This window comes from Mizugakiibacter sediminis (genome assembly GCF_000953855.2).
Taxonomy (GTDB): Bacteria; Pseudomonadota; Gammaproteobacteria; order Xanthomonadales; family Rhodanobacteraceae; genus Mizugakiibacter; species Mizugakiibacter sediminis.
Genome location: NZ_DF970157.1, coordinates 1 through 16,867 on the forward strand (window position 1 = coordinate 1; position 16,867 = coordinate 16,867).

Here is a 16,867-nt window from a genome sequence, read left to right on the forward strand (position 1 = left end):
CGGCCGGCGGCCGCCGCGGCGGCGCGCGCAGCAGCGCGCCCAGCTCGGCGCGCGTGCCGGGCAGGGTGAGCAGGCGCAGGCCGCGGCGCAGCAGGTCGATGCACAGCGCCAGCAGCAGCGCGTGGCTCGCCGTCAGCAGCAGCAGCGCGGCGCCGGCCGAGCCGGTCAGCGCGAAGAACGCGTAGCCGAGCAGCGCCACCAGCGACATCCACGCCGACAGCGCCAGCGCCAGCAGCAGCACGCAGCCGGCGAGGAACAGCGGCAGGGTGGCGCGCGCCAGGCGCAGCTCGCTGGCGATCAGCGCGGCCAGCGCGCCGAAGAACTCGCGCACGGCGTCGAGCAGCGTGCGCGCGGCGTCCAGCGCGCGCTCCCACGCGGCCGGTTCGGGCGGCGCGGCGGTTTCGCGCGGTTGCGCGTTCACGGGTTGGCGCGCCGCCGCAGCAGCCAGCCGAGCAGCCAGCCGCCGGCGACGGCGATCGCCAGCGACTGCACCGGCTTCTCGCGCACGAAGTCGCGCACCTGTTCCAGCGCGCCCTCGGCCTTCTCGCGCGCGGCGTCGACGGCGTGGCTGCCGCGCTCGCGCGCCGCCGCGGCCTGCGCGGCCGCGCGCTTGCCGGCGCGGGCGGCGGCGTCGGTGCCGGCGTGGGCTTTCTCCTCGAAGGCGTCGGCGGCGTGGGCGAAGCCCTCCTTGGCGCGCTCGACCGCGCTGTGGGTGGCCTGCTTCACGCGCTCGGCACGCTGATCGATGCGTTCGTCCAGGCTGGGACGGGCCGGTTGGGTGGAATCGCTCATGGTGCGCTTCTCCGTTCTGGATGCGCGGCGGAAGCCGCGCTCGCTCGGCACGGCGATGGATGGCCGCGCCTCCCGGCGCCTGGCGGCGCCCGTGAAGCGCCAGTCTGGGCCGGCGTATTGCGGAAATCTTGCGCTGGCGCAAACCGGGCGTGCGCTGCGCTCAGCCGCGCACGTCGGGATTGAGGCTGTAGGTGCCGGTCAGTTCGGCCTCGGCCAGCACGTGGCCCTGCATCGCCTGCCGCACCTCGGCCAGGCCGAAGCGGCCGTGCAGGCCGAGCGTAGGCACGTCCAGCGCGTACAGGCGGAAGTGGTAATGGTGCAGGCGCGCGTCGTTCCACGGCGGGCAGGGGCCGTCGTAGCCGAGATAGTCGCCGGCCATCGCGGCGTCGCCGGCGAACCAGCCGGTGTAGTCGTTGACGCCTTGGCGGCTGCCGGGCGGGCCGGCGGGATCGCGCTTGCCGCGCGCGACCACGCCGTCGCTGCAACTGCCGGCGGCAAGCTCGCCGCATTCCGGCGGGATGTCGATCATCAGCCAGTGCACGAAATCCGTGCGCGGCAGGTCGTGCGGCACCGTGCGTCCGGGCTGGTTGACGTCGTCGTCGCGCGTCGGCACGTCGCTGTCGATGCACATCAGCACGAACGAGCGCGTGCCGGCCGGCGCGCCGGACCAGGCGAGCTGCGGGTTGCGGTTGTCGGAGAAGACGCACGGGCTGTCCGCGCCCGGCTTGCCGAAGGCGAACTCGGCGGGGATGCGCTGGCCGTCGGCGAAACTGCGGCTGCTGAGTTTCATCGTCGATGCTCCCGGTGCGTGAAGGCTCGATCGGTGTCGCGGCGCGCGGCGCGATCAGCGCACGGCGCCGTAGCTGATGCGGTAGATCGCGCCGCCGTAGTCGTCGGACACCAGCAGCGCGCCGTCCGGCGCCACCTTGACGTCGGCGGGCCGGCCGCGCGTGCGGCCGCGGTCGAGGAAGCCGTCGAGGAAGGTCTCCTCGCCGCGCACGCGGCCCTGCGCGTCGACGTGCACCGCCACCACGCGGTAGCCGGACTTGACCGTGCGGTTCCACGAGCCGTGCTCGGCGACGAACAGCGTGTCGCGCCAGCGCGCCGGGAACTGCGTGCCGGTGTAGAAAGCCAGCCCCAGCGCGGCGACGTGCGCGCCGAACTTGTGCGCCGGCGGCACGTAGTCCTCGCAGGCGTGGCCCTTGCCGAACTCCGGATCCGGCGTGTCGCCCTGGTGGCAGTACGGGAAGCCGTAGTGCGCGCCCGGGTGGTCGACGCGGTTCAGTTCGTCGGCGGGCAGGTCGTCGCCCATCCAGTCGCGGCCGTTGTCGGTGAACCACAGCCGGCCGCTGCCCGGCTGCCAGGTGAAGCCGACCGTGTTGCGGATGCCGTAGGCGACGTCCTGCCAGTGCGTGCCGTCGGCGTCCATGCGCATCAGCTTGGCGTAGCCGGCGCGGTCGCAGACGTTGCATGGCGCGCCGATCGGCACGTACAGCTTGCCGTCCGGGCCGAAGGCGAGATAGCGCCAGCCATGGTGCGTGTCGCGCGGCAGCCGGTCGGTGACGACCTCCGGCGCCGGCGGATCGTCGAGATGGTCCTCGATGGCGCGCAGCCGCAGGATGCGGCTGACCGCGGAGACGTACAGGTCGCCGTCGCGGAAGGCGACGCCGACCGGCAGCTGCAGCCCGCCGGCGATCACGCGCACGCGCTCGGCGCGGCCGTCGTGGTCGGCGTCGGTCAGCGCGTACACCTTGCCGGCGTCGTTGGAGCCGACGAACACGGTGCCGCGGCTGCCGATGGCCATCTCGCGCGCGTTCGGCACGTCGGCGCTGAACACCTCGACGCGGAAGCCGGGCGGCACGCGCAGCGTCGCGGGATCGGCCGCGGCATGCGCCGCGAAGGCGCCCAGCAGGCACGTCGCCAGCAGCAGCATTCGGGGCATGGCCGGGCCCTCCGCGGAGCGAAGCGCCAAGCTTACCCCGCGCGGTCGCGCCGTGAAGCCGCTCAGCGCAGCGCGGCGAACGCCGAGGCCAGCGCCTCGCGGTAGGCCGCGGCGTGGCCGGGCGGAAACGCGGTGGGCAGGCCGCCCAGCGTGCTGCGCGCGCTCTGCGCGAAGCGCGCGCCCGGCGCCAGCGCGTCGAGGCCGAGGAACGCCGCCAGCGCGCCGCCTGCTTCCGCGGGCGCGGCCAGCAGCGCATCGGCGTCCACGCGCAGCGCCGGCAGCGCGGCGGCGGCGAGGTCGAGCTGTTCGCCGGCGCGCTTCAGCCAGGCCGCGGCGGCGTCGACGTCGGCGATCGCGTAGCCGGCCGACCAGCCGAACGCCAGCCAGTTCAGCAGCGCGTCCTCGGCGTTGCGGTCGACCACCAGCAGGCGCGCGCCGGGCAAGGCGCGCCTGATCGCCGGCAGCAGGCGCGCGTCGAGATGCGGCAGCCAGTCGACCAGCACGCGTCCGTCGGCGCCGCCGCGGCGCAGCAGCGCGCGTTCGTAGCGGCGCGCCAGCACCGCCAGCTCGCCGTCGGACAGCGGTTTCAGCAGGCGCGCGTCGTTCGCCTCGGCGAAGAAATCGGCGTGGCCCTCGAAGCGGTCGCCGCGCAGGCGCACGCCGGGCTGATCGGCGAGCAGCGCGGCGATACGCTCGACGCCGGAGCCGGGCAGGCCGGCCAGCAGCACCGGCGCCGGCGCGCGCGGTTGCGCCAGCGGCGGCAGCGCCAGCAGCGGCGCCAGCGCGGGCTCCAGCGCGGCGCGCGCGAGCAGCGCCGGCAGCGGCGCGGCGTCGACCGCCTGCGCATCGCGGAACGCCTGCAGCGCGTCCGCATGGCGCCGGCTGCGGTCGTGGGCGAGACCGATCAGTTGCAGCCGCTGGCGCCGCTGCGCGGCGGTCAGCGCGCCGGTGTCCGCATCGCGGGCCAGCGCCAGCGCGCGCTCGGCATCGCCCTCGCGCAGCGCGGCGCGCGCGCGCAACAGGTCGACTTCGCCGTAGCGCGCGCCGGCGGCGGAACGCTCGGCTTCGGCCGCGGCTTCCTCCAGCGCGCCGCTGCGCTCCAGCAGCAGCGCCAGCGCGGCGCGCGCGCGCGCGTCGTCCGGCGCCTCGGCGATGCGGCCGCGCCACAGCGCCAGCGCTTCCTCGCGCTGGCCTTCCTCGTCCAGCAGCTCGGCCCAGGTGCGGCGCACGATGTGCGCGTCGGGACGCCGCGCCAGCCAGTCGCGCGCGAACGCGTACGCGCCGGCGCGGTCGCCGGTCCGGGTCCGGCACCAGAGGTAGGCGGTGGCGGCGTTGTCGTAGCCGTCATCCAGCTCGATCGCGCGCGCGTAGGCCGTCATGGCGAGATCGTTGCGGCCGCGCGCGCGCAGCACGTCGCCGAGCCCGCCGTGGGCCTGCGCGTTGCCGGCGTCCATGGCGATCACCGCGCGATAGGCCTCCTCGGCCTTGTCGTAGCGCTTGCGGCGCAGCTCGGTGAGGCCGAGCATCAGGCCGGCGCCGGCGAAGCCGGGTTTCAGGCGCAGGGCGTTGGAGAAGGCCTGCGCGGCGAACTCGTGCATGCCCTGGCCGAGCAGCGCGCGGCCGAGGCTCAACTGCAGCAGCGCGTCGTCGGGCCGCCGCTCGACGGCGCGGGTGAGGAAGCGCACGGCCATGGCGAAATCGCCGCGTTCGGCGTGCAGGTGGCCGAGGCCGGCCAGCGCCTCGTCGTCGTTGTCGTCGGCGCGGTGCGCGGTCCAGAACAGCGCCTCGGCGGCGGCGAGGTCGCCCTGCATCAGCGCCAGCTTGCCGAGGCCGCTGTGCGCGCCGGCCAGGTTCGGATTCAGTTCGCGCGCGCGCGCGAAGGCCTCGGCCGCCGCGCCGAGCGCGCCGCCGGCGGCGGCGAGCCGACCCAAGGTCAGGTGGAACAGCTCGTTGTCCGGGGCCAGCGCCAGCGCGCGTTCGAGCAGCGCGTGTGCCTCGGCGGCGTCGCCCTGCTGGCGGCGCACGATCGCCAGCAGGTGCAGCACCTCGGCGTCGTCGGCGTTGGCCGCCAGGCGCGCGCGGCAGCGCGCCTCCGCCTCGTCCAGGCGGCCGGCGTGCAGCGGTTGCAGGATGTCCTCGAACATGGCGCGGGCGCTCGCAAAACCGCGATGATGCCACAGCCGCCGCGCGGCCGGCTCAATCGCCGGTCGCGCGCGCCAGGCGCGCGGCCACGTAGTCCTCGGCGTAGCTGGCCAGGCGGAAATCGCGCAGGAAGCCGCAGTGGCCGCCGTACGGCGCGATGTCCAGTTCCGCCTCCGGAGGCAGCGCCAGACGGCGGAAGTCGGCGACCGGGATCACCGGATCGTCGGCGGCGGTGAGGATCGACACCGGCACGGCGAGGCCGGACAGGCGGTCGCCGGCGATCGAATAGCCGTCCAGATAGCGCTCCAGGCTGCCGAACGGCGTGTGCCGCTCGACCAGGGTGCGGGTCAGCCCGCGCATGTCCTGGGCGAGCTCCTTCGGCTCGAAGTAGCGCTCCTGCGGGAACAGCGCCTGCTTGCGCTTCAGCGACTGCCGCCACTTCAGCATGAAGTAGTCGTGGTAGAAGCGCGGCCCGCGCTCGAGCGCGGCCAGGCCGGCGTGCGGATCGACCACCGGGCACACCGCCACCGTGCAGCGCAGCGGGATGCCGGCGGCCGGCGCGCGCAGCGCCACGCGCAGCGCGAAGTTGCCGCCCAGCGAGAAGCCGGCCAGCGCCAGCGCCGGCGACGGAAAGCGCCGCGCCAGCGCGGCCACCGCGCCGACCACCTCGTCGATGCGGCAGGAATGGAACAGCTCGCGGTTGAGGTGGTGGGTGTCGCCGTGGTCGCGGAAATTCAGCCGGAACACGTCCCAGCCTTCCGCCAGCAGGCGCGCGCCGGTCTGCAGGATGTAGTTGGAACGCGCGCTGCCTTCCCAGCCGTGCAGCAGCACGGCCAATCCGCGCGCCTGCGGCAGGACGTCCTGCACGGTGCGGTAGCCGGCCAGGCGCACGCCGCCGCCGGCGTCGAGGATCACCGGCTGCGCGCGCCGCTGCAGGTGCCGCGCGCGGCGCAGCGCCAGGCCGCGGCGCAGCGGGCTGGAGCCCAGCACCGACTGCACGTGCGCGTTGCGCAGCAGCGGGTGCGGCGCGAAGTCGGCGGGGCGCATGCCGTCAGCCCGCCCGCTGCAGGGCGTCGACGATCGCGGCGCGCGCCGCCTCCGCCATGCGCCGGCGGCCGTCGCCGCCGTTCGGCACCGGCGCGAGGAAGTGCACCTCGGCGTCCAGCGCGGGCTCGCCGAGCAGGCGGAAGAAATTGGCGAGGAAGCTCTCGCCGCGCTGGAAGGTCACGCCCTGCCAGGCGCGGCCGTCGCGGCTGTAGCGCAGCGCCACCGGCTGCACCGGCACGCCGGCGTCCAGCGCCGCCTGCAGGATGCGCGCATGGAACACGCGCACGTGCAGCACCGAGCCGGTGTGGTCGATGCCGCCCTCGGGGAACACCGCCACCGAGCGGTCCTCGCGCAGGCGCTCGACCATGCGCTGCATCACCGCGGTCAGCGAATGCGGGCTGCCGCGGCGGTGGTAGATGGTGCCGGCGCGCGCGGCCAGCCAGCCGACCAGCGGCCAGCCGGCGATCTCCGCCTTGGCGACGAAGCAGGCCGCGCGCTGGCTGTGCAGCAGGGTGATGTCCAGCCAGGAGACGTGGTTGGCGACGAACAGCACCGGGTCGGGCAGCGGCGTGCCGCGGCGGCGCGCGCGGAAACCGAAGATGCGCAGCAGCCCGGTCGACCACCAGCGCACCAGGCGGTGGCTGAACGGCTCCTGCGTGGCGGTGGCCGCGCGCGCCGGCAGCAGCGCGACGACCAGCGCCAGCGGAATGGCGACGATCACGTGCAAGAGCAGCAGCGGCACGCGCACCGCGTAGCGCAGCGGGCGACGGCGGTCGCGGAGCGGGGCGGAAGCGGAAACGTCCATCGGGGCGAGCACTTTAGCCGGGCCGCGCAGGCCCCGCCAGCGTCACGCGCCGGCCAGCTGCGCCAGCGGCAGCGCGCCCGCGTGTTTGACCGTACGCAGCACGAAGCTCGAGTTGACGTCGGCGACGCCGCTCGCGTTCAGCAGCTTGTCGAGCAGGAAGCGCGAGAAGTGGTCGAGGTCGGCGACCACGACGTGCAGCAGGTAATCCATGTCGCCGGTCAGCGCGTAGCAGTCGACCACCTCGTCCCAGGCGTTCACCCGTTGCACGAAGGTCTCGATGGTGGCGCTGTCGTGCTGCGTGAGCTGCACGCGCACGAACGCCTGCAGGCCGAGGCCGACCGCCTGCGGGTCCACCTGCGCGGCGTAGCCGGCGATCACCCCGGCCGCTTCCAGGCGCTGCAGCCGGCGCAGGCAGGGCGAGGGCGACAGGTTCACCCGCGCCGCCAGCTCGGCGTTGGTGATGCGGCCCTCGCGTTGCAGCACGTCGAGCATGCGCAGGTCGGTGCGGTCGAGCGGGATGCCGGCCATGGCGGGCCTCCGAAGGCGTTGCGTCGCGCAAGATTATTGCGCACATCCGGCGGATTTCTGCACGAAAGCAAGCATCTTGCGTCGCGCGGCGGCTAGACTTTGGAGGAGCACCCCTGCAGCGCCCGTCCGGGCGGGAGGCTTCCATGGACACGCCACGCCGCGTAGAGCACCAGCAGACCGACCGCGGCTACATCCCGGTCTACGCCACCGGCGTGATCGAGCAGCCGTGGGCCAGCTATTCCGCCACCGACCACGGCGTGTGGGCACAGCTGTTCCGCCGCCAGCGCGAGATCCTGCCCGGCCGCGCCTGCCGCGAGTTCCTCGACAACGTCGAGCGCATCGGCCTCGGCGCCGACGCCATCCCGAAGTTCGACGACCTCAACCGGGTGCTGCGCCGCGCCACCGGCTGGGAGCTGGTCGGCGTGGAGGGGCTGCTGCCCGACCACGTGTTCTTCGACCACCTGGCGCACCGCCGCTTCCCGGTGACCTGGTGGATCCGCAAGCCGGAGCAGCTCGACTACATCGCCGAGCCGGACCTGTTCCACGACCTGTTCGGCCACGTGCCGCTGCTGATGAACCCGGTGTTCGCCGACTACATGCAGGCCTACGGCCGCGGCGGCATGAAGGCGCACGGCATCGACGCCGACGCGCTGATGAACCTGACGCGGCTGTACTGGTACACGGTCGAGTTCGGCCTGATCCGCACCGGCGAGGGCCTGCGCATCTACGGCTCCGGCATCGTCAGCTCCAAGGGCGAATCGATCTACTGCCTCGAGTCGGACGCGCCCAACCGCCTCGGCTTCGACCTCGAGCGCGTGATGCGCACGCGCTACAAGATCGACACCTACCAGCAGACCTATTTCGTGATCGACGGCTTCGAGCAGCTGTTCGAGGCGACGCGCCCCGACTTCGCGCCGATCTACGCGAAGCTGAAGACGCTGCCGGCGTATCCCGCCGGCGAAGTGCTGCCCGGCGACCGCGTCTATCACCGCGGCACGGGTGAAGGCTGGGTGCGCAGCGGCGACGTGTGAACGCGCGCCCGCTGCGGACGCGCGCAAGCGGGGCGACAGCAGGGCATGGCTATCCTCGCGGCGTCCCGTCCGTCCGCAAGGAGCCCGCCATGCCCGCCGCCGGCTGCCATCCGCACGCCCCGCACGAGAAGCTGCGCATCCCCGACTGGTACGTCTCCAGCCTGATGCTGGACCGCGCGCTGGACGCGATCCTGCGCCGCGTGAAGAAGCTCGACCGCCGCCACGACGTGCCCTACCTCGCCGGCTACAGCCAGGACGGCGAGACGATCTACATCGACCGCCATCTGCCCACGCACTTCGCCTGGCGCGGTCGCAGCGTCGAGGTGACGCGCTACCTGATCCTGCACGAGGAGGTCGAGAAGACGCTGATCGACCGGCTCGGCCTGCACTATCTGCACGCGCACCAGATCGCCACGCGCGCGGAAGAGGCGGCGGTGCGCGCCGACCGCGTCTCCTGGCGCGCCTACGACCGCTTCATGCAGCGCTACGTCAAGCGCATCGGCGACGAGCGCCTGCAGAAGGTGCCGGCCGACCTCGACCTGAAGCCGTACCGCGACTACCACGACTACGACCTGATGCGGCGCATGGAAGCCGCGCTCGACGCCGGCCGCTTCGGCGCGCGGCCCAGCGCGCGCCTGCGCCGCGAGGTGGCCGCCTACAACGCCGCGTTCCGCGCCGAGCGGCGCGCGCAGCGCGCGCATGCGGCCGATGCGCAAGGCGCGCCCGCGATCGGGCCGGCGCGTCGCCGCGCGCGTTGAAGTTCAGCGCATGGGCGTTGCCGCCGAGGCGCCGCCCACGGCGATTTCGCCGAGCGCGGTCGTAGCACCGCGCGCATCGAGCGCATCGAAGCCGATAGCGGCCCGGGGCGAGAAACAGCGCGACTTGCTGCGGCTCGCGCCAGAGCACGCGGCGATCGGCGGGAACGGCGTCGCGTCCCTCGTTCGCATATCGCGCTTCGATCAGGCATGGCAGGCGTGATCCGCACAACGCGGGCGTGAGGCGATACGGCTGGCGTCGGCCGCCGAGCGTCAGCCATCCCGGCCGGCCATCGGCTCGCGTCTCCGGCGGGAAGAACACGCTCACGTCGTAAAGCCGCGGCTGCAGCGACCAGGGATGTCCGGCCTCGTCCACGAAGACCATGGGCTCCCTCGTGCTCAACGTCTTCTCGATGGTGGCGTACGGGGGGTATTGGGCCTTACGCTCGGCGAAATCCAGCATCGTCGTTTGATCGACCTGAGCGCATCCAGCCCGGTCAGTTGCTCGAGGTGCTGCGCCATGGTGCGGGCGCCGAACATGTAGGGCGAATCGCCCTCGTAGATGTGCGCGCAGCCGGCGAGGACGATCAGGCGCGCATGCGGGTCGCGCGCGAACACCTACGGCGCCAACGTGCTCCCGACCTGCGCATGCCAGTCAGTGCGTTGAGTTCGCGCAGCCGCAGGTAGGCTGCGAGAGGCCGGCGATATGTGCGCGGTCCTGGGGATGCCGGTGTCCGTGCGCACGCCCTCCCTGGCCTGCCCGCAGCGACCGTTCCCTCTCAGCGCGCGCACGCGCAGGCCGGCGCCGGCGGCTTGCCGCCGTCGGCGATGAAGCGGTCGATGCGCTGTTCCAGCAGCGGCAGCGGCACCGAGCCCATCGACAACACGGTGTCGTGGAAGGCGCGCAGGTCGAACTTCGGCCCCAACGCGGCTTCCGCCTTGCGGCGCAGTTCGAGGATCTTCAGCTCGCCGAGCTTGTAGCTCAGCGCCTGGCCGGGCCAGCTGATGTAGCGGTCGACCTCGGTCTCCACTTCGTGTTCGCTGAGCGCGGTGTTGTCGCGCAGATACGCGATCGCGCGCTCGCGCGTCCAGCCGAGGTGGTGCACGCCGGTGTCGACCACCAGCCGGCAGGCGCGCCACATCGCGTAGGTGAGCTGGCCGAAGCGCTCGTAGGGCGTGGTGTAGATGCCCATCTCGTTGCCGAGATCCTCCGAGTACAGCGCCCAGCCTTCGCCGAAGGCGGAGATGTAGCCGTAGCGGCGGAACGCCGGCTGCTCGTGCTGTTCCTCGGCCAGCGCGATCTGCAGCGAGTGGCCGGGCGCGGATTCGTGCAGGGTCAGCGCCGGCAGGTTGTACAGCGGCCGCGACTTCAGGTCGTAGGTGTTGACCCAGTAGGTGTCGGGACCGCCGCGGCCGGAGGTCCAGAACGGCGCGATGTCGGCCGGCACCGGCTCGATGTCGAAGCGCCGCCGCGGCAGCAGGCCGAAGAACTTGCCGAGCTGGCCGTCGACGCGCTTGGCGATCCACGCCGCACGCATCAGCAGCTCGTCCGGGGTCCTGGCATAGAACTGCGGATCGCTGCGCAGGAAGGCGAGGAACTCGGGGAACGTGCCCGTGAAGCCGGCCTCGCGCATGGTCTGCAGCATCTCGGCGTGGATGCGCGCGACTTCGTCGAGGCCGATCTCGTGGATCGCGTCGGGGGCGAGGTCCAGCGTGGTGTACTCGCGGATCTGCTGGCGGTAGTAGGCCTTGCCGTCGGGCAGCGCCTCGGCGGCGAGGGTCTTGCGCGCGCGCGGCACGTAGTCCTCGCGGAAGAAGCGCAGCAGCCTGGCGTAGGCCGGGATCACCGCCTCGCGGATCGCCTGCGCGCCCGCGGCGCGCAGCGCGGCCTGCTCGGCGGCCGGGATGCGCGCCGGCATCTTTTTGAACGGCGCGTAGAAGGTGCTGTCCTCCGCATGCTTCAGCTCGGCGACGTTGGCGATCGAGACGTCACGCCCGCCCAGCACCGCGCGCGGCACCGTGAAGCCGCGCGCCAGGCCGGCGCGCATGTTGGCGATCTCGTCATCGAAGTATTTCGGCACCGCGCGCAGGCGGGCGATGTAGGCGCGGTAGTCGGCGGCGTCGTCCAGCTTCTGGTCGCGCGGCATGAAGCCGAGGTCGGACCAGAACGCGCTGTCGCTGTTGAACGGCATCTCGTACTGGCGGAAGCGCTGGTCGGCGACGAGGTTCTCGATCTGCGCGCGGTACACGGCGTAGTTGACCTGCTCGTCGACGGACAGCGCCTTCGGATCGATGGCGCGCAGTCGGCGCAGCACGTCGTCCCAGTAGGCGAGGCGCGCCTGCTGGTTCTGCGCGCTCTCGTCGGGCAGGCGGTCGCCGTAGCGGTGGTCGCCGACGCTGTCGGCCAGCGTCGGGAACTGCTGCAGGCGCCACTCCCATTCCTGCTGGTACAGCGCATGGAAGCGCGCGTCGGCGTCGGTGCTGCCGCTGTCGGCGGCCGGCGCCGCCGCGGCGCAGGCGAGCGCCGCGAGCGCGGCGCAGGCGAGCAGGCGTTTCATCGCGATCCTCCCCGGGGACGGCAGACGGGCGGCGGCGCGCACGGCCGCCGCCCGCGCGAGGGCTTCACCAGATGCGCACGCGGTCCTGCGGCGCGAGGTAGAGCTTCTCGCCCGGCTGGACGCCGAAAGCGGCGTACCAGGCGTCGAGATTGCGCACGGTCTGGGCGCGGAACTGCGGCGGCGCGTGCACGTCGGTGGTGACGCGCTGGCGCAGCGCGGCGTCGCGCATCTTGCTGCGCCAGGCCTGCGCATAGGCGAGGAAGAAGCGCTGGTCGCCGGAGAGGCCGTCGATCACCGGCGCCGGCTTGCCGCCCAGCGACTTGTGGTAGGTGATGTACGCGGCGGTCAGGCCGGAGACGTCGGCGATGTTCTCGCCCAGCGTCTGCTGGCCGTTGACGTGCAGGCCGGGCAGCGCCTCGTAGGCGTCGAACTGCGCGACCAGGCGCTGGCCGGCGACCTTGAAGTGCGCCAGGTCCTCCGGCGTCCACCAGTTGGCGAGGCGGCCCTGGTCGTCGAACTCGGCGCCGAGGTTGTCGAAGCTGTGGCTGATCTCGTGACCGATCACCGCGCCGATCGCGCCGTAGTTGGCGGCGGCGTCTGCGTGCGGGTCGAAGAACGGCGCCTCCAGGATGGCCGCCGGGAAGTTCAGCGCGTTCTGCAGCGGCAGGTTCACCGCGTTGACCGTCTGCGGTGTCATCCACCACTCGCCGCGGTCGACCGGGCGGCCGAGCTTGGCGAGCTGGTGGCGGTATTCGAACAGCTCGGCGCGCTGGTGGTTGCCGAGCGCGTCGTCGGCGCGCACGTCGAGCGTGGCGTAGTCGCGCCAGGTGTCGGGATAGCCGACGGCGACGCGCAGCGTGGCGATCTTCGCCTTGGCCTTCTGCTTGGTCGCCGGCGTCATCCAGTCCAGCGTGTCGACGCGCTGGTCGAACGCGGCGAGGATGTTCTTCACCATCGCCTCGACCTCGGCCCTGGAGGAGGCGGGGAAATAGCGCTGCACGTACAGCTTGCCGACCGCGTCGCCGAGATCGGCGTTGGTCAGCGCCACCGCGCGTTTCCAGCGTTCGCGCTGCTTCGGCGTGCCCTGCAGCGTGTGGCCGTAGAACTCGAAGCCGAGGTCGGCGAACGCCTTCGGCAGCAGCGAGGCGTCGTGGTTGATGGCGTGGAAGACGAGATAATCCTTCCAGGCCGCCAGCGGCTCGCTGGCGGCGAGCGCGGACAGCGCGCGCACGCTGTCCGGCTGCCAGACCACGATGGTCTTCTGCCCGGCCAGCCCGGCGGCGCGGAAGTACGTGGCCCAGTCCAGCCCCGGCGCGTTCTTCGCGAACGCGTCGACGGGCCACGGGTTGTTCGCCTTGTGGATGTCCTGGGTGTCGACGATGCTGGCGTGTGCCTTGGCGATCTTCATTTCGAGGTCGAAGATCGCCTGCGCCTTGGCCTCGGCATCGGCGATGCCGGCCTGCTCGAGCAGCGCGGCGATGTAGGCGCGGTACTTGGCGCGGAAGCCGGCCATCTCGGCGTCGGCGGCGAGGTAGTAGTCGCGGTCCGGCATGCCGAGGCCGCCCTGCAGCAGGTAGGCGACGTTGTGCGAGGGGTCTTCCAGTCCTTGGGCGACGAACAGGCCGAACAGGCGCTCGGTGTGCAGGTTGGTGGCGTTGATCGGATCGACGTCGGCGCGCAGGCCGGCGCCGAGCACGCGGGCGAGGTCGGCGCGTGTGCGGATCGCCTCGATCGCCGCGAGCTGCGGCTCGAGCGGGGCGAGGCCGCGCTTCTCGATCGTCGCCTCGTCCATGAAGGCGGCGTAGTAGTCGGCGATCCGGCGCGCGTCGCTGCCCGGCGCCGGCCGCTCCTTGCCGGCGTCGCGGATCAGGTCGGCGGTGCGCTGCTCGGCCTTCTTGAACACCTCGTAGAACACGCCGGTGCTGGAGCGGTCGGCGGGAATCTCCGCGTTCCTGCGCCAGGCGCCGTTGGCGTAGGCGTCGAAGTCGTCGCCCGGCTTGACCGCGCGGTCGAGGCCGGCGAGGTCGATGCCGATCGCGGCGGCGGCGGGGGCGTCTGCGGCCGGCGCCGCGGGCGCGGCGGCGAAGGCTTGCGCGCAGCCGAGCACGGCGGCCGGGAGGATCCAGCGGAAGCGGGTCATGAGGGTGCTCCGAGGGGTGGGAAACGGGCGGATTCTCGCCGCCGGCCGCGGCCCCGGCATGCCCCAACGGTCATGCGTGCGCGCCGGCAGGGAATGCGCTGCGGCGGGCCGCGGCGCGCCTCGGCGGGCGGGAGCGATCATGCGGGCCGCGCCGGGGGCAGGCCGCGGCAAGCGCGACGCCGCCTGCGCATCGTCATGCCGCGCGGTCGCGGGAAAGGGATGCGGCGGCCGCCGGCGCGCCGCATCCCGGCGGCGATCAGGCCGCGGCGTCCTTCAGCTTCTTCAGCGCGCGCACCTTGATCTTCACGGTCGCAGGCTTGGCGGCGAACCACTGCTCCTGCTTGGTGAAGGGGTTGATGCCCTTGCGGCGCGGCTTGGCCGGCACGTTGACCGCGGTGATCTTCAGCAGGCCCGGCAGGGTGAACATGCCCGCGCCCTTCTTGCTGATCGACGCGGCCACGGCGCCTTCCAGCGCGGCCAGCACCGCGCGCACGTCGCGGGCGACCACGCCGCTCGCCTCGGCGAGGTGAGCCACCAGCCCGGACTTGCTCAGGGCTTCCTTGATCGGCTTCGGCGCGGCCGGCTTGGCGGCCATCTTCTTGGGTGCTGCTTTCTTCGTCTTCGCCATAAATGTCCTGGTCGCTTCGTTCTGAGTGGATGGATTGCCCGAAAACCCCTAGGCATGCGCAATCTAGAGCAATCGCGGCGCGGCTCCAAGCGGAAAATGCGGGCTCCCCCGCCGCGGCCGCCGCGACGGCCGCCGCCGCGGCTCAGGCCAGCAGATCCGCGTACTCGGGATGGCGTGCCACGAAGGCCGCCGCGTAGGCGCAGGCCGGCACCACCCTCCAGCCGGCCGCGCGCGCCGTCTCCAGCGCGGTGCGCGTCAGTCGCGCGGCGATGCCGCGCCCGCCGACCGCCTCCGGCACGCCGGTGTGCACGATCTTCATCACGCCCGCGTGCAGCGCGTATTGCAGCACGCAGTGCTGGCCTTCGACGTCGACGCTGAAGGTGCCGACGGCGGGATCGTGACGGATGGCGAGGTCCATGGGCGCGTCCGGGGCGGTCGGCGGCATGGTACGCCGCGCGCTGCCGCGGCGTGAGTCTCGATCGCGGCGGCGCGCCTCAGCCGCCGTCGGCCGCGGCCAGCGCCTGCAGCCGTCGCGCGCACTTCGCCAGCTCGCGGCGCAGCCGCGCAGGCTTGCGGATCGCGAAGTCGAACGGCAGCGCGGCGAGCTGGCGCGCGAACCAGGCGAGGTCGTCGGCGCTGCTGCGCAACAGCACGCCGCCGGCGGCCGGCTCCAGCAGACCGAAGCCCAGCGAGAAAGCGTTGCGCGCGCGCTCGAGGTCGGTGCGCAGCAGCACCTCGATGGCGTGCCTGCGCGGCGCGCTGGCGATGCCGCGCAGCAGTTGCTCGAGCGCATCGAAGTCGTCCGGCCGGCGGAAATGCCGCGGCAGCGCGGCGACGCCCTGCACGCGGTCCAGCCGGAACGAGCGCAGGCCGCGGCGCAGATGGCACCAGCCGACCGCGTACCAGGCGCCGGCGTACCAGGCGAGGCCGTAGGGATCGAAGTCGCGCGCGCTGGCCGCGCCCTCGGCGGTGACGTAGCGCAGATGCACGCGCTGCCGCGCCTGCGCCGCTTCGGTCAGCGCCATCAGCGCCGCGTTGCTGTCCGGCGCGCGCGGCGTGTGCCGCAGGTCGATGCGCACCGTCTCCGCGATCGCCCGCACGCGGCGCTGCAGGCCGGCGGGCATCACCCGCGCCAGCTTGGCCTGCGCGCTGGCCACCGCCGGCGCGGCGTCCGCCAGGCCGAGGCCGCGCGCCGCCGTCATGCCCACCGACAGCGCCACCGCCTCGTCGTTGGTGAACATCATCGGCGGCAGCTTGAAGCCGGCGACCAGCAGATAGGCGCCATAACGGCCGCGCTCGGCGGTGATCGGGATGCCGAGTTCTTCCAGCATGGCGATGTAGCGCCGCAGCGTGCGCCCGTCGACGCCGACGCGGCGCGCCAGTTCCGGCCCGCTCATGCGGCCGTGGGCCTGCAGCAGGTCCAGCACCGCCAGCACGCGCGTCGTCGGCAAGGCCATGCCGGCGAGTGTAGCGCGCAATCAGGGCGTGATCCGACCTGTATTGCCCGTAGCCTTGCGCTCGCCGCGCAGCGCGCCGCCTGCGCCCACGCCAAGGGAAGCGCCATGAACCCGATCCGCCTGCTCGCCGGCTGCCTGCTCGCGCCCGCTTGCGCCGCGGCGTCGGCGCGAGCACCCGCCACCCCCGGAGCCCACCCGATGGAAAGCGTCCAGCACCTCCGCGATTTCCAGGTCGTCGAATTCCGCCGCTACACCGTCGCCGCCGGCGCGCGCGCGCGTTTCGTGCGCTATTTCGACACGTATTTCCCCGAGGCCTTCGAACAGCTCGGCGCGATGGTGTTCGGCCAGTTCACCGAGCGCGGCAACCCGGACCGTTTCACCTGGCTGCGCGGCTTCCACGACCTGAACGCGCGGCCGATCGTCAACGCCGCGTTCTACTACGGGCCGCTGTGGAAGGAGCATCGCGCCAAGGTCAACGCGATCCTGCCGGACAGCGACGACGTGCTGCTGCTGCGGCCGCTGCATGCCGACGGGGGCATCACCGTGCTGCCGGCGGTGGACCCGGTCGACGAAGCGGACGGCGCGCACGGCATCGTCGTCGCGCAGATCTTCGCGGTAAGGCCGGGCGACGAGGCGGCGTTCGCGCAGCGCGCGGAGGCGGCGCTCGCCCGCTACCGCGGCACCGGCGTGCGTTCGGCCGGCGTGCTGGTGACGCTGGACGTGCCGAACAACTTCCCGCAGTTGCCGATCCGCGGCGACGGGCCGTGGCTGGTGTGGCTGGGCGTGGTGCGCGACCAAGCGATGCTGCACGGCGGTTTCAGCGCGGCCATGGACGCCGTCGAGCGGTCGCTGGCGGCGAGCGGGCTGCTGCGCGGAGCGCCCGAGCGCGTGCTGATGGATCCGACGCCGCGCTCGCGCCTGCGCTGGCTGGACGGGCAGCCGGCGCCATGAGCGGCGCGGCCTCGCTGGGGTTGTTCGCCGCGCTGGTGTTCGGCGTGATCGCGCTGCCCGGTCTCGACATGGCGTTCGTGCTGGGTCGCGC

At 73.1% G+C, this 16,867-nt stretch carries 18 protein-coding genes; 4 read left to right on the forward strand and 14 right to left on the reverse strand.

Going from position 1 to position 16,867, the window contains the following annotated elements; translation table 11 throughout:
• The 8 genes from MBSD_RS02950 to MBSD_RS02985 all read right to left on the reverse strand — a co-directional run.
• Positions 1-421, reverse strand: a 421-nt coding sequence (locus tag MBSD_RS02950; protein ID WP_062534909.1) for a hypothetical protein, incomplete at its 3' end; no start/stop codon positions are given.
• Positions 418-792 carry an ElaB/YgaM/YqjD family protein gene (locus MBSD_RS02955; protein ID WP_062534910.1) on the reverse strand — a complete coding sequence of 125 codons (375 nt, stop codon included), beginning with the start codon at positions 790-792 and terminating at the stop codon, positions 418-420. The genes MBSD_RS02950 and MBSD_RS02955, both read right to left, overlap by 4 nt.
• Before the next feature lie 160 nt (positions 793-952).
• Complete coding sequence (locus MBSD_RS02960) at positions 953-1,582, reverse strand: YbhB/YbcL family Raf kinase inhibitor-like protein (protein ID WP_062534911.1); 630 nt, start codon at positions 1,580-1,582, stop codon at positions 953-955.
• Positions 1,583-1,636: 54 nt separating this feature from the next.
• The gene (locus tag MBSD_RS02965) at positions 1,637-2,734 is read right to left on the reverse strand and encodes a PQQ-dependent sugar dehydrogenase (protein WP_062534913.1); all 1,098 of its coding nucleotides are present in this window, start codon (positions 2,732-2,734) and stop codon (positions 1,637-1,639) included.
• Between the two features lie 62 nt (positions 2,735-2,796).
• A complete protein-coding gene (locus MBSD_RS02970; protein ID WP_062534914.1) occupies positions 2,797-4,878 on the reverse strand; it encodes a tetratricopeptide repeat protein in 2,082 nt (693 codons plus the stop codon).
• A gap of 52 nt (positions 4,879-4,930) precedes the next feature.
• Positions 4,931-5,923 (reverse strand): YheT family hydrolase, encoded by a 993-nt coding sequence (locus tag MBSD_RS02975; RefSeq protein WP_062534916.1) that lies wholly within the window; start codon positions 5,921-5,923, stop codon positions 4,931-4,933.
• Between the two features lie 4 nt (positions 5,924-5,927).
• On the reverse strand, positions 5,928-6,728 hold the full coding sequence (locus MBSD_RS02980) for a lysophospholipid acyltransferase family protein (protein WP_062534919.1): 801 nt from the start codon (positions 6,726-6,728) through the stop codon (positions 5,928-5,930).
• Positions 6,729-6,770: 42 nt separating this feature from the next.
• Positions 6,771-7,256, reverse strand: a complete 486-nt coding sequence (locus MBSD_RS02985) for an Lrp/AsnC family transcriptional regulator (protein WP_062534921.1) — start codon at positions 7,254-7,256, stop codon at positions 6,771-6,773.
• 143 nt (positions 7,257-7,399) lie between these two features.
• Between MBSD_RS02985 and phhA the strand changes: the two genes are divergently transcribed.
• The 3 genes from phhA to MBSD_RS15105 all read left to right on the forward strand — a co-directional run bounded on the left by phhA (position 7,400) and on the right by MBSD_RS15105 (position 9,265).
• Complete coding sequence (phhA, locus tag MBSD_RS02990) at positions 7,400-8,287, forward strand: phenylalanine 4-monooxygenase (RefSeq protein ID WP_062534923.1); 888 nt, start codon at positions 7,400-7,402, stop codon at positions 8,285-8,287.
• An 89-nt stretch (positions 8,288-8,376) separates the two neighbouring features.
• Positions 8,377-9,045, forward strand: coding sequence for a hypothetical protein (locus MBSD_RS02995; protein ID WP_062534925.1), 669 nt, complete (start codon positions 8,377-8,379; stop codon positions 9,043-9,045).
• A gap of 10 nt (positions 9,046-9,055) precedes the next feature.
• On the forward strand, positions 9,056-9,265 hold the full coding sequence (locus tag MBSD_RS15105; protein ID WP_148667795.1) for a hypothetical protein: 210 nt from the start codon (positions 9,056-9,058) through the stop codon (positions 9,263-9,265).
• Positions 9,266-9,441: 176 nt separating this feature from the next.
• Here MBSD_RS15105 and MBSD_RS15110 read toward each other — a convergent pair whose 3' ends face one another.
• From MBSD_RS15110 to MBSD_RS03020, 6 genes are all read right to left on the reverse strand, one after another.
• Positions 9,442-9,660: a hypothetical protein gene (locus MBSD_RS15110; RefSeq protein WP_148667796.1), complete on the reverse strand. Its 219-nt coding sequence runs from the start codon at positions 9,658-9,660 to the stop codon at positions 9,442-9,444.
• A 161-nt stretch (positions 9,661-9,821) separates the two neighbouring features.
• Entirely contained in the window at positions 9,822-11,624 is a 1,803-nt protein-coding gene (locus tag MBSD_RS03000) for a DUF885 domain-containing protein (protein ID WP_425478090.1), read from the reverse strand.
• Between the two features lie 40 nt (positions 11,625-11,664).
• Complete coding sequence (locus MBSD_RS03005) at positions 11,665-13,740, reverse strand: M13 family metallopeptidase (RefSeq protein WP_062534929.1); 2,076 nt, start codon at positions 13,738-13,740, stop codon at positions 11,665-11,667.
• 256 nt (positions 13,741-13,996) lie between these two features.
• On the reverse strand, positions 13,997-14,368 hold the full coding sequence (locus MBSD_RS03010; RefSeq protein WP_062534931.1) for an HU family DNA-binding protein: 372 nt from the start codon (positions 14,366-14,368) through the stop codon (positions 13,997-13,999).
• Between the two features lie 142 nt (positions 14,369-14,510).
• Positions 14,511-14,786 carry a GNAT family N-acetyltransferase gene (locus tag MBSD_RS03015; RefSeq protein ID WP_062534933.1) on the reverse strand — a complete coding sequence of 92 codons (276 nt, stop codon included), beginning with the start codon at positions 14,784-14,786 and terminating at the stop codon, positions 14,511-14,513.
• A gap of 76 nt (positions 14,787-14,862) precedes the next feature.
• Positions 14,863-15,825 carry a helix-turn-helix transcriptional regulator gene (locus tag MBSD_RS03020; RefSeq protein WP_062534934.1) on the reverse strand — a complete coding sequence of 321 codons (963 nt, stop codon included), beginning with the start codon at positions 15,823-15,825 and terminating at the stop codon, positions 14,863-14,865.
• Between the two features lie 198 nt (positions 15,826-16,023).
• Between MBSD_RS03020 and MBSD_RS03025 the strand changes: the two genes are divergently transcribed.
• Positions 16,024-16,776 carry an NIPSNAP family protein gene (locus MBSD_RS03025; protein ID WP_062534936.1) on the forward strand — a complete coding sequence of 251 codons (753 nt, stop codon included), beginning with the start codon at positions 16,024-16,026 and terminating at the stop codon, positions 16,774-16,776.
• The last annotated feature ends 91 nt before the right edge of the window (positions 16,777-16,867 follow it).

Coding starts and splice junctions, on each gene's coding strand:
- MBSD_RS02955 (WP_062534910.1), bottom strand. CDS start 792: ATGAGCGATTCCACCCAACCGGCCCGTCCCAGCCTGGACGAACGCATC.
- MBSD_RS02960 (WP_062534911.1), bottom strand. CDS start 1,582: ATGAAACTCAGCAGCCGCAGTTTCGCCGACGGCCAGCGCATCCCCGCC.
- MBSD_RS02965 (WP_062534913.1), bottom strand. CDS start 2,734: ATGCCCCGAATGCTGCTGCTGGCGACGTGCCTGCTGGGCGCCTTCGCG.
- MBSD_RS02970 (WP_062534914.1), bottom strand. CDS start 4,878: ATGTTCGAGGACATCCTGCAACCGCTGCACGCCGGCCGCCTGGACGAG.
- MBSD_RS02975 (WP_062534916.1), bottom strand. CDS start 5,923: ATGCGCCCCGCCGACTTCGCGCCGCACCCGCTGCTGCGCAACGCGCAC.
- MBSD_RS02980 (WP_062534919.1), bottom strand. CDS start 6,728: ATGGACGTTTCCGCTTCCGCCCCGCTCCGCGACCGCCGTCGCCCGCTG.
- MBSD_RS02985 (WP_062534921.1), bottom strand. CDS start 7,256: ATGGCCGGCATCCCGCTCGACCGCACCGACCTGCGCATGCTCGACGTG.
- phhA (WP_062534923.1), top strand. CDS start 7,400: ATGGACACGCCACGCCGCGTAGAGCACCAGCAGACCGACCGCGGCTAC.
- MBSD_RS02995 (WP_062534925.1), top strand. CDS start 8,377: ATGCCCGCCGCCGGCTGCCATCCGCACGCCCCGCACGAGAAGCTGCGC.
- MBSD_RS15105 (WP_148667795.1), top strand. CDS start 9,056: ATGGGCGTTGCCGCCGAGGCGCCGCCCACGGCGATTTCGCCGAGCGCG.
- MBSD_RS03005 (WP_062534929.1), bottom strand. CDS start 13,740: ATGACCCGCTTCCGCTGGATCCTCCCGGCCGCCGTGCTCGGCTGCGCG.
- MBSD_RS03010 (WP_062534931.1), bottom strand. CDS start 14,368: ATGGCGAAGACGAAGAAAGCAGCACCCAAGAAGATGGCCGCCAAGCCG.
- MBSD_RS03015 (WP_062534933.1), bottom strand. CDS start 14,786: ATGGACCTCGCCATCCGTCACGATCCCGCCGTCGGCACCTTCAGCGTC.
- MBSD_RS03020 (WP_062534934.1), bottom strand. CDS start 15,825: ATGGCCTTGCCGACGACGCGCGTGCTGGCGGTGCTGGACCTGCTGCAG.
- MBSD_RS03025 (WP_062534936.1), top strand. CDS start 16,024: ATGGAAAGCGTCCAGCACCTCCGCGATTTCCAGGTCGTCGAATTCCGC.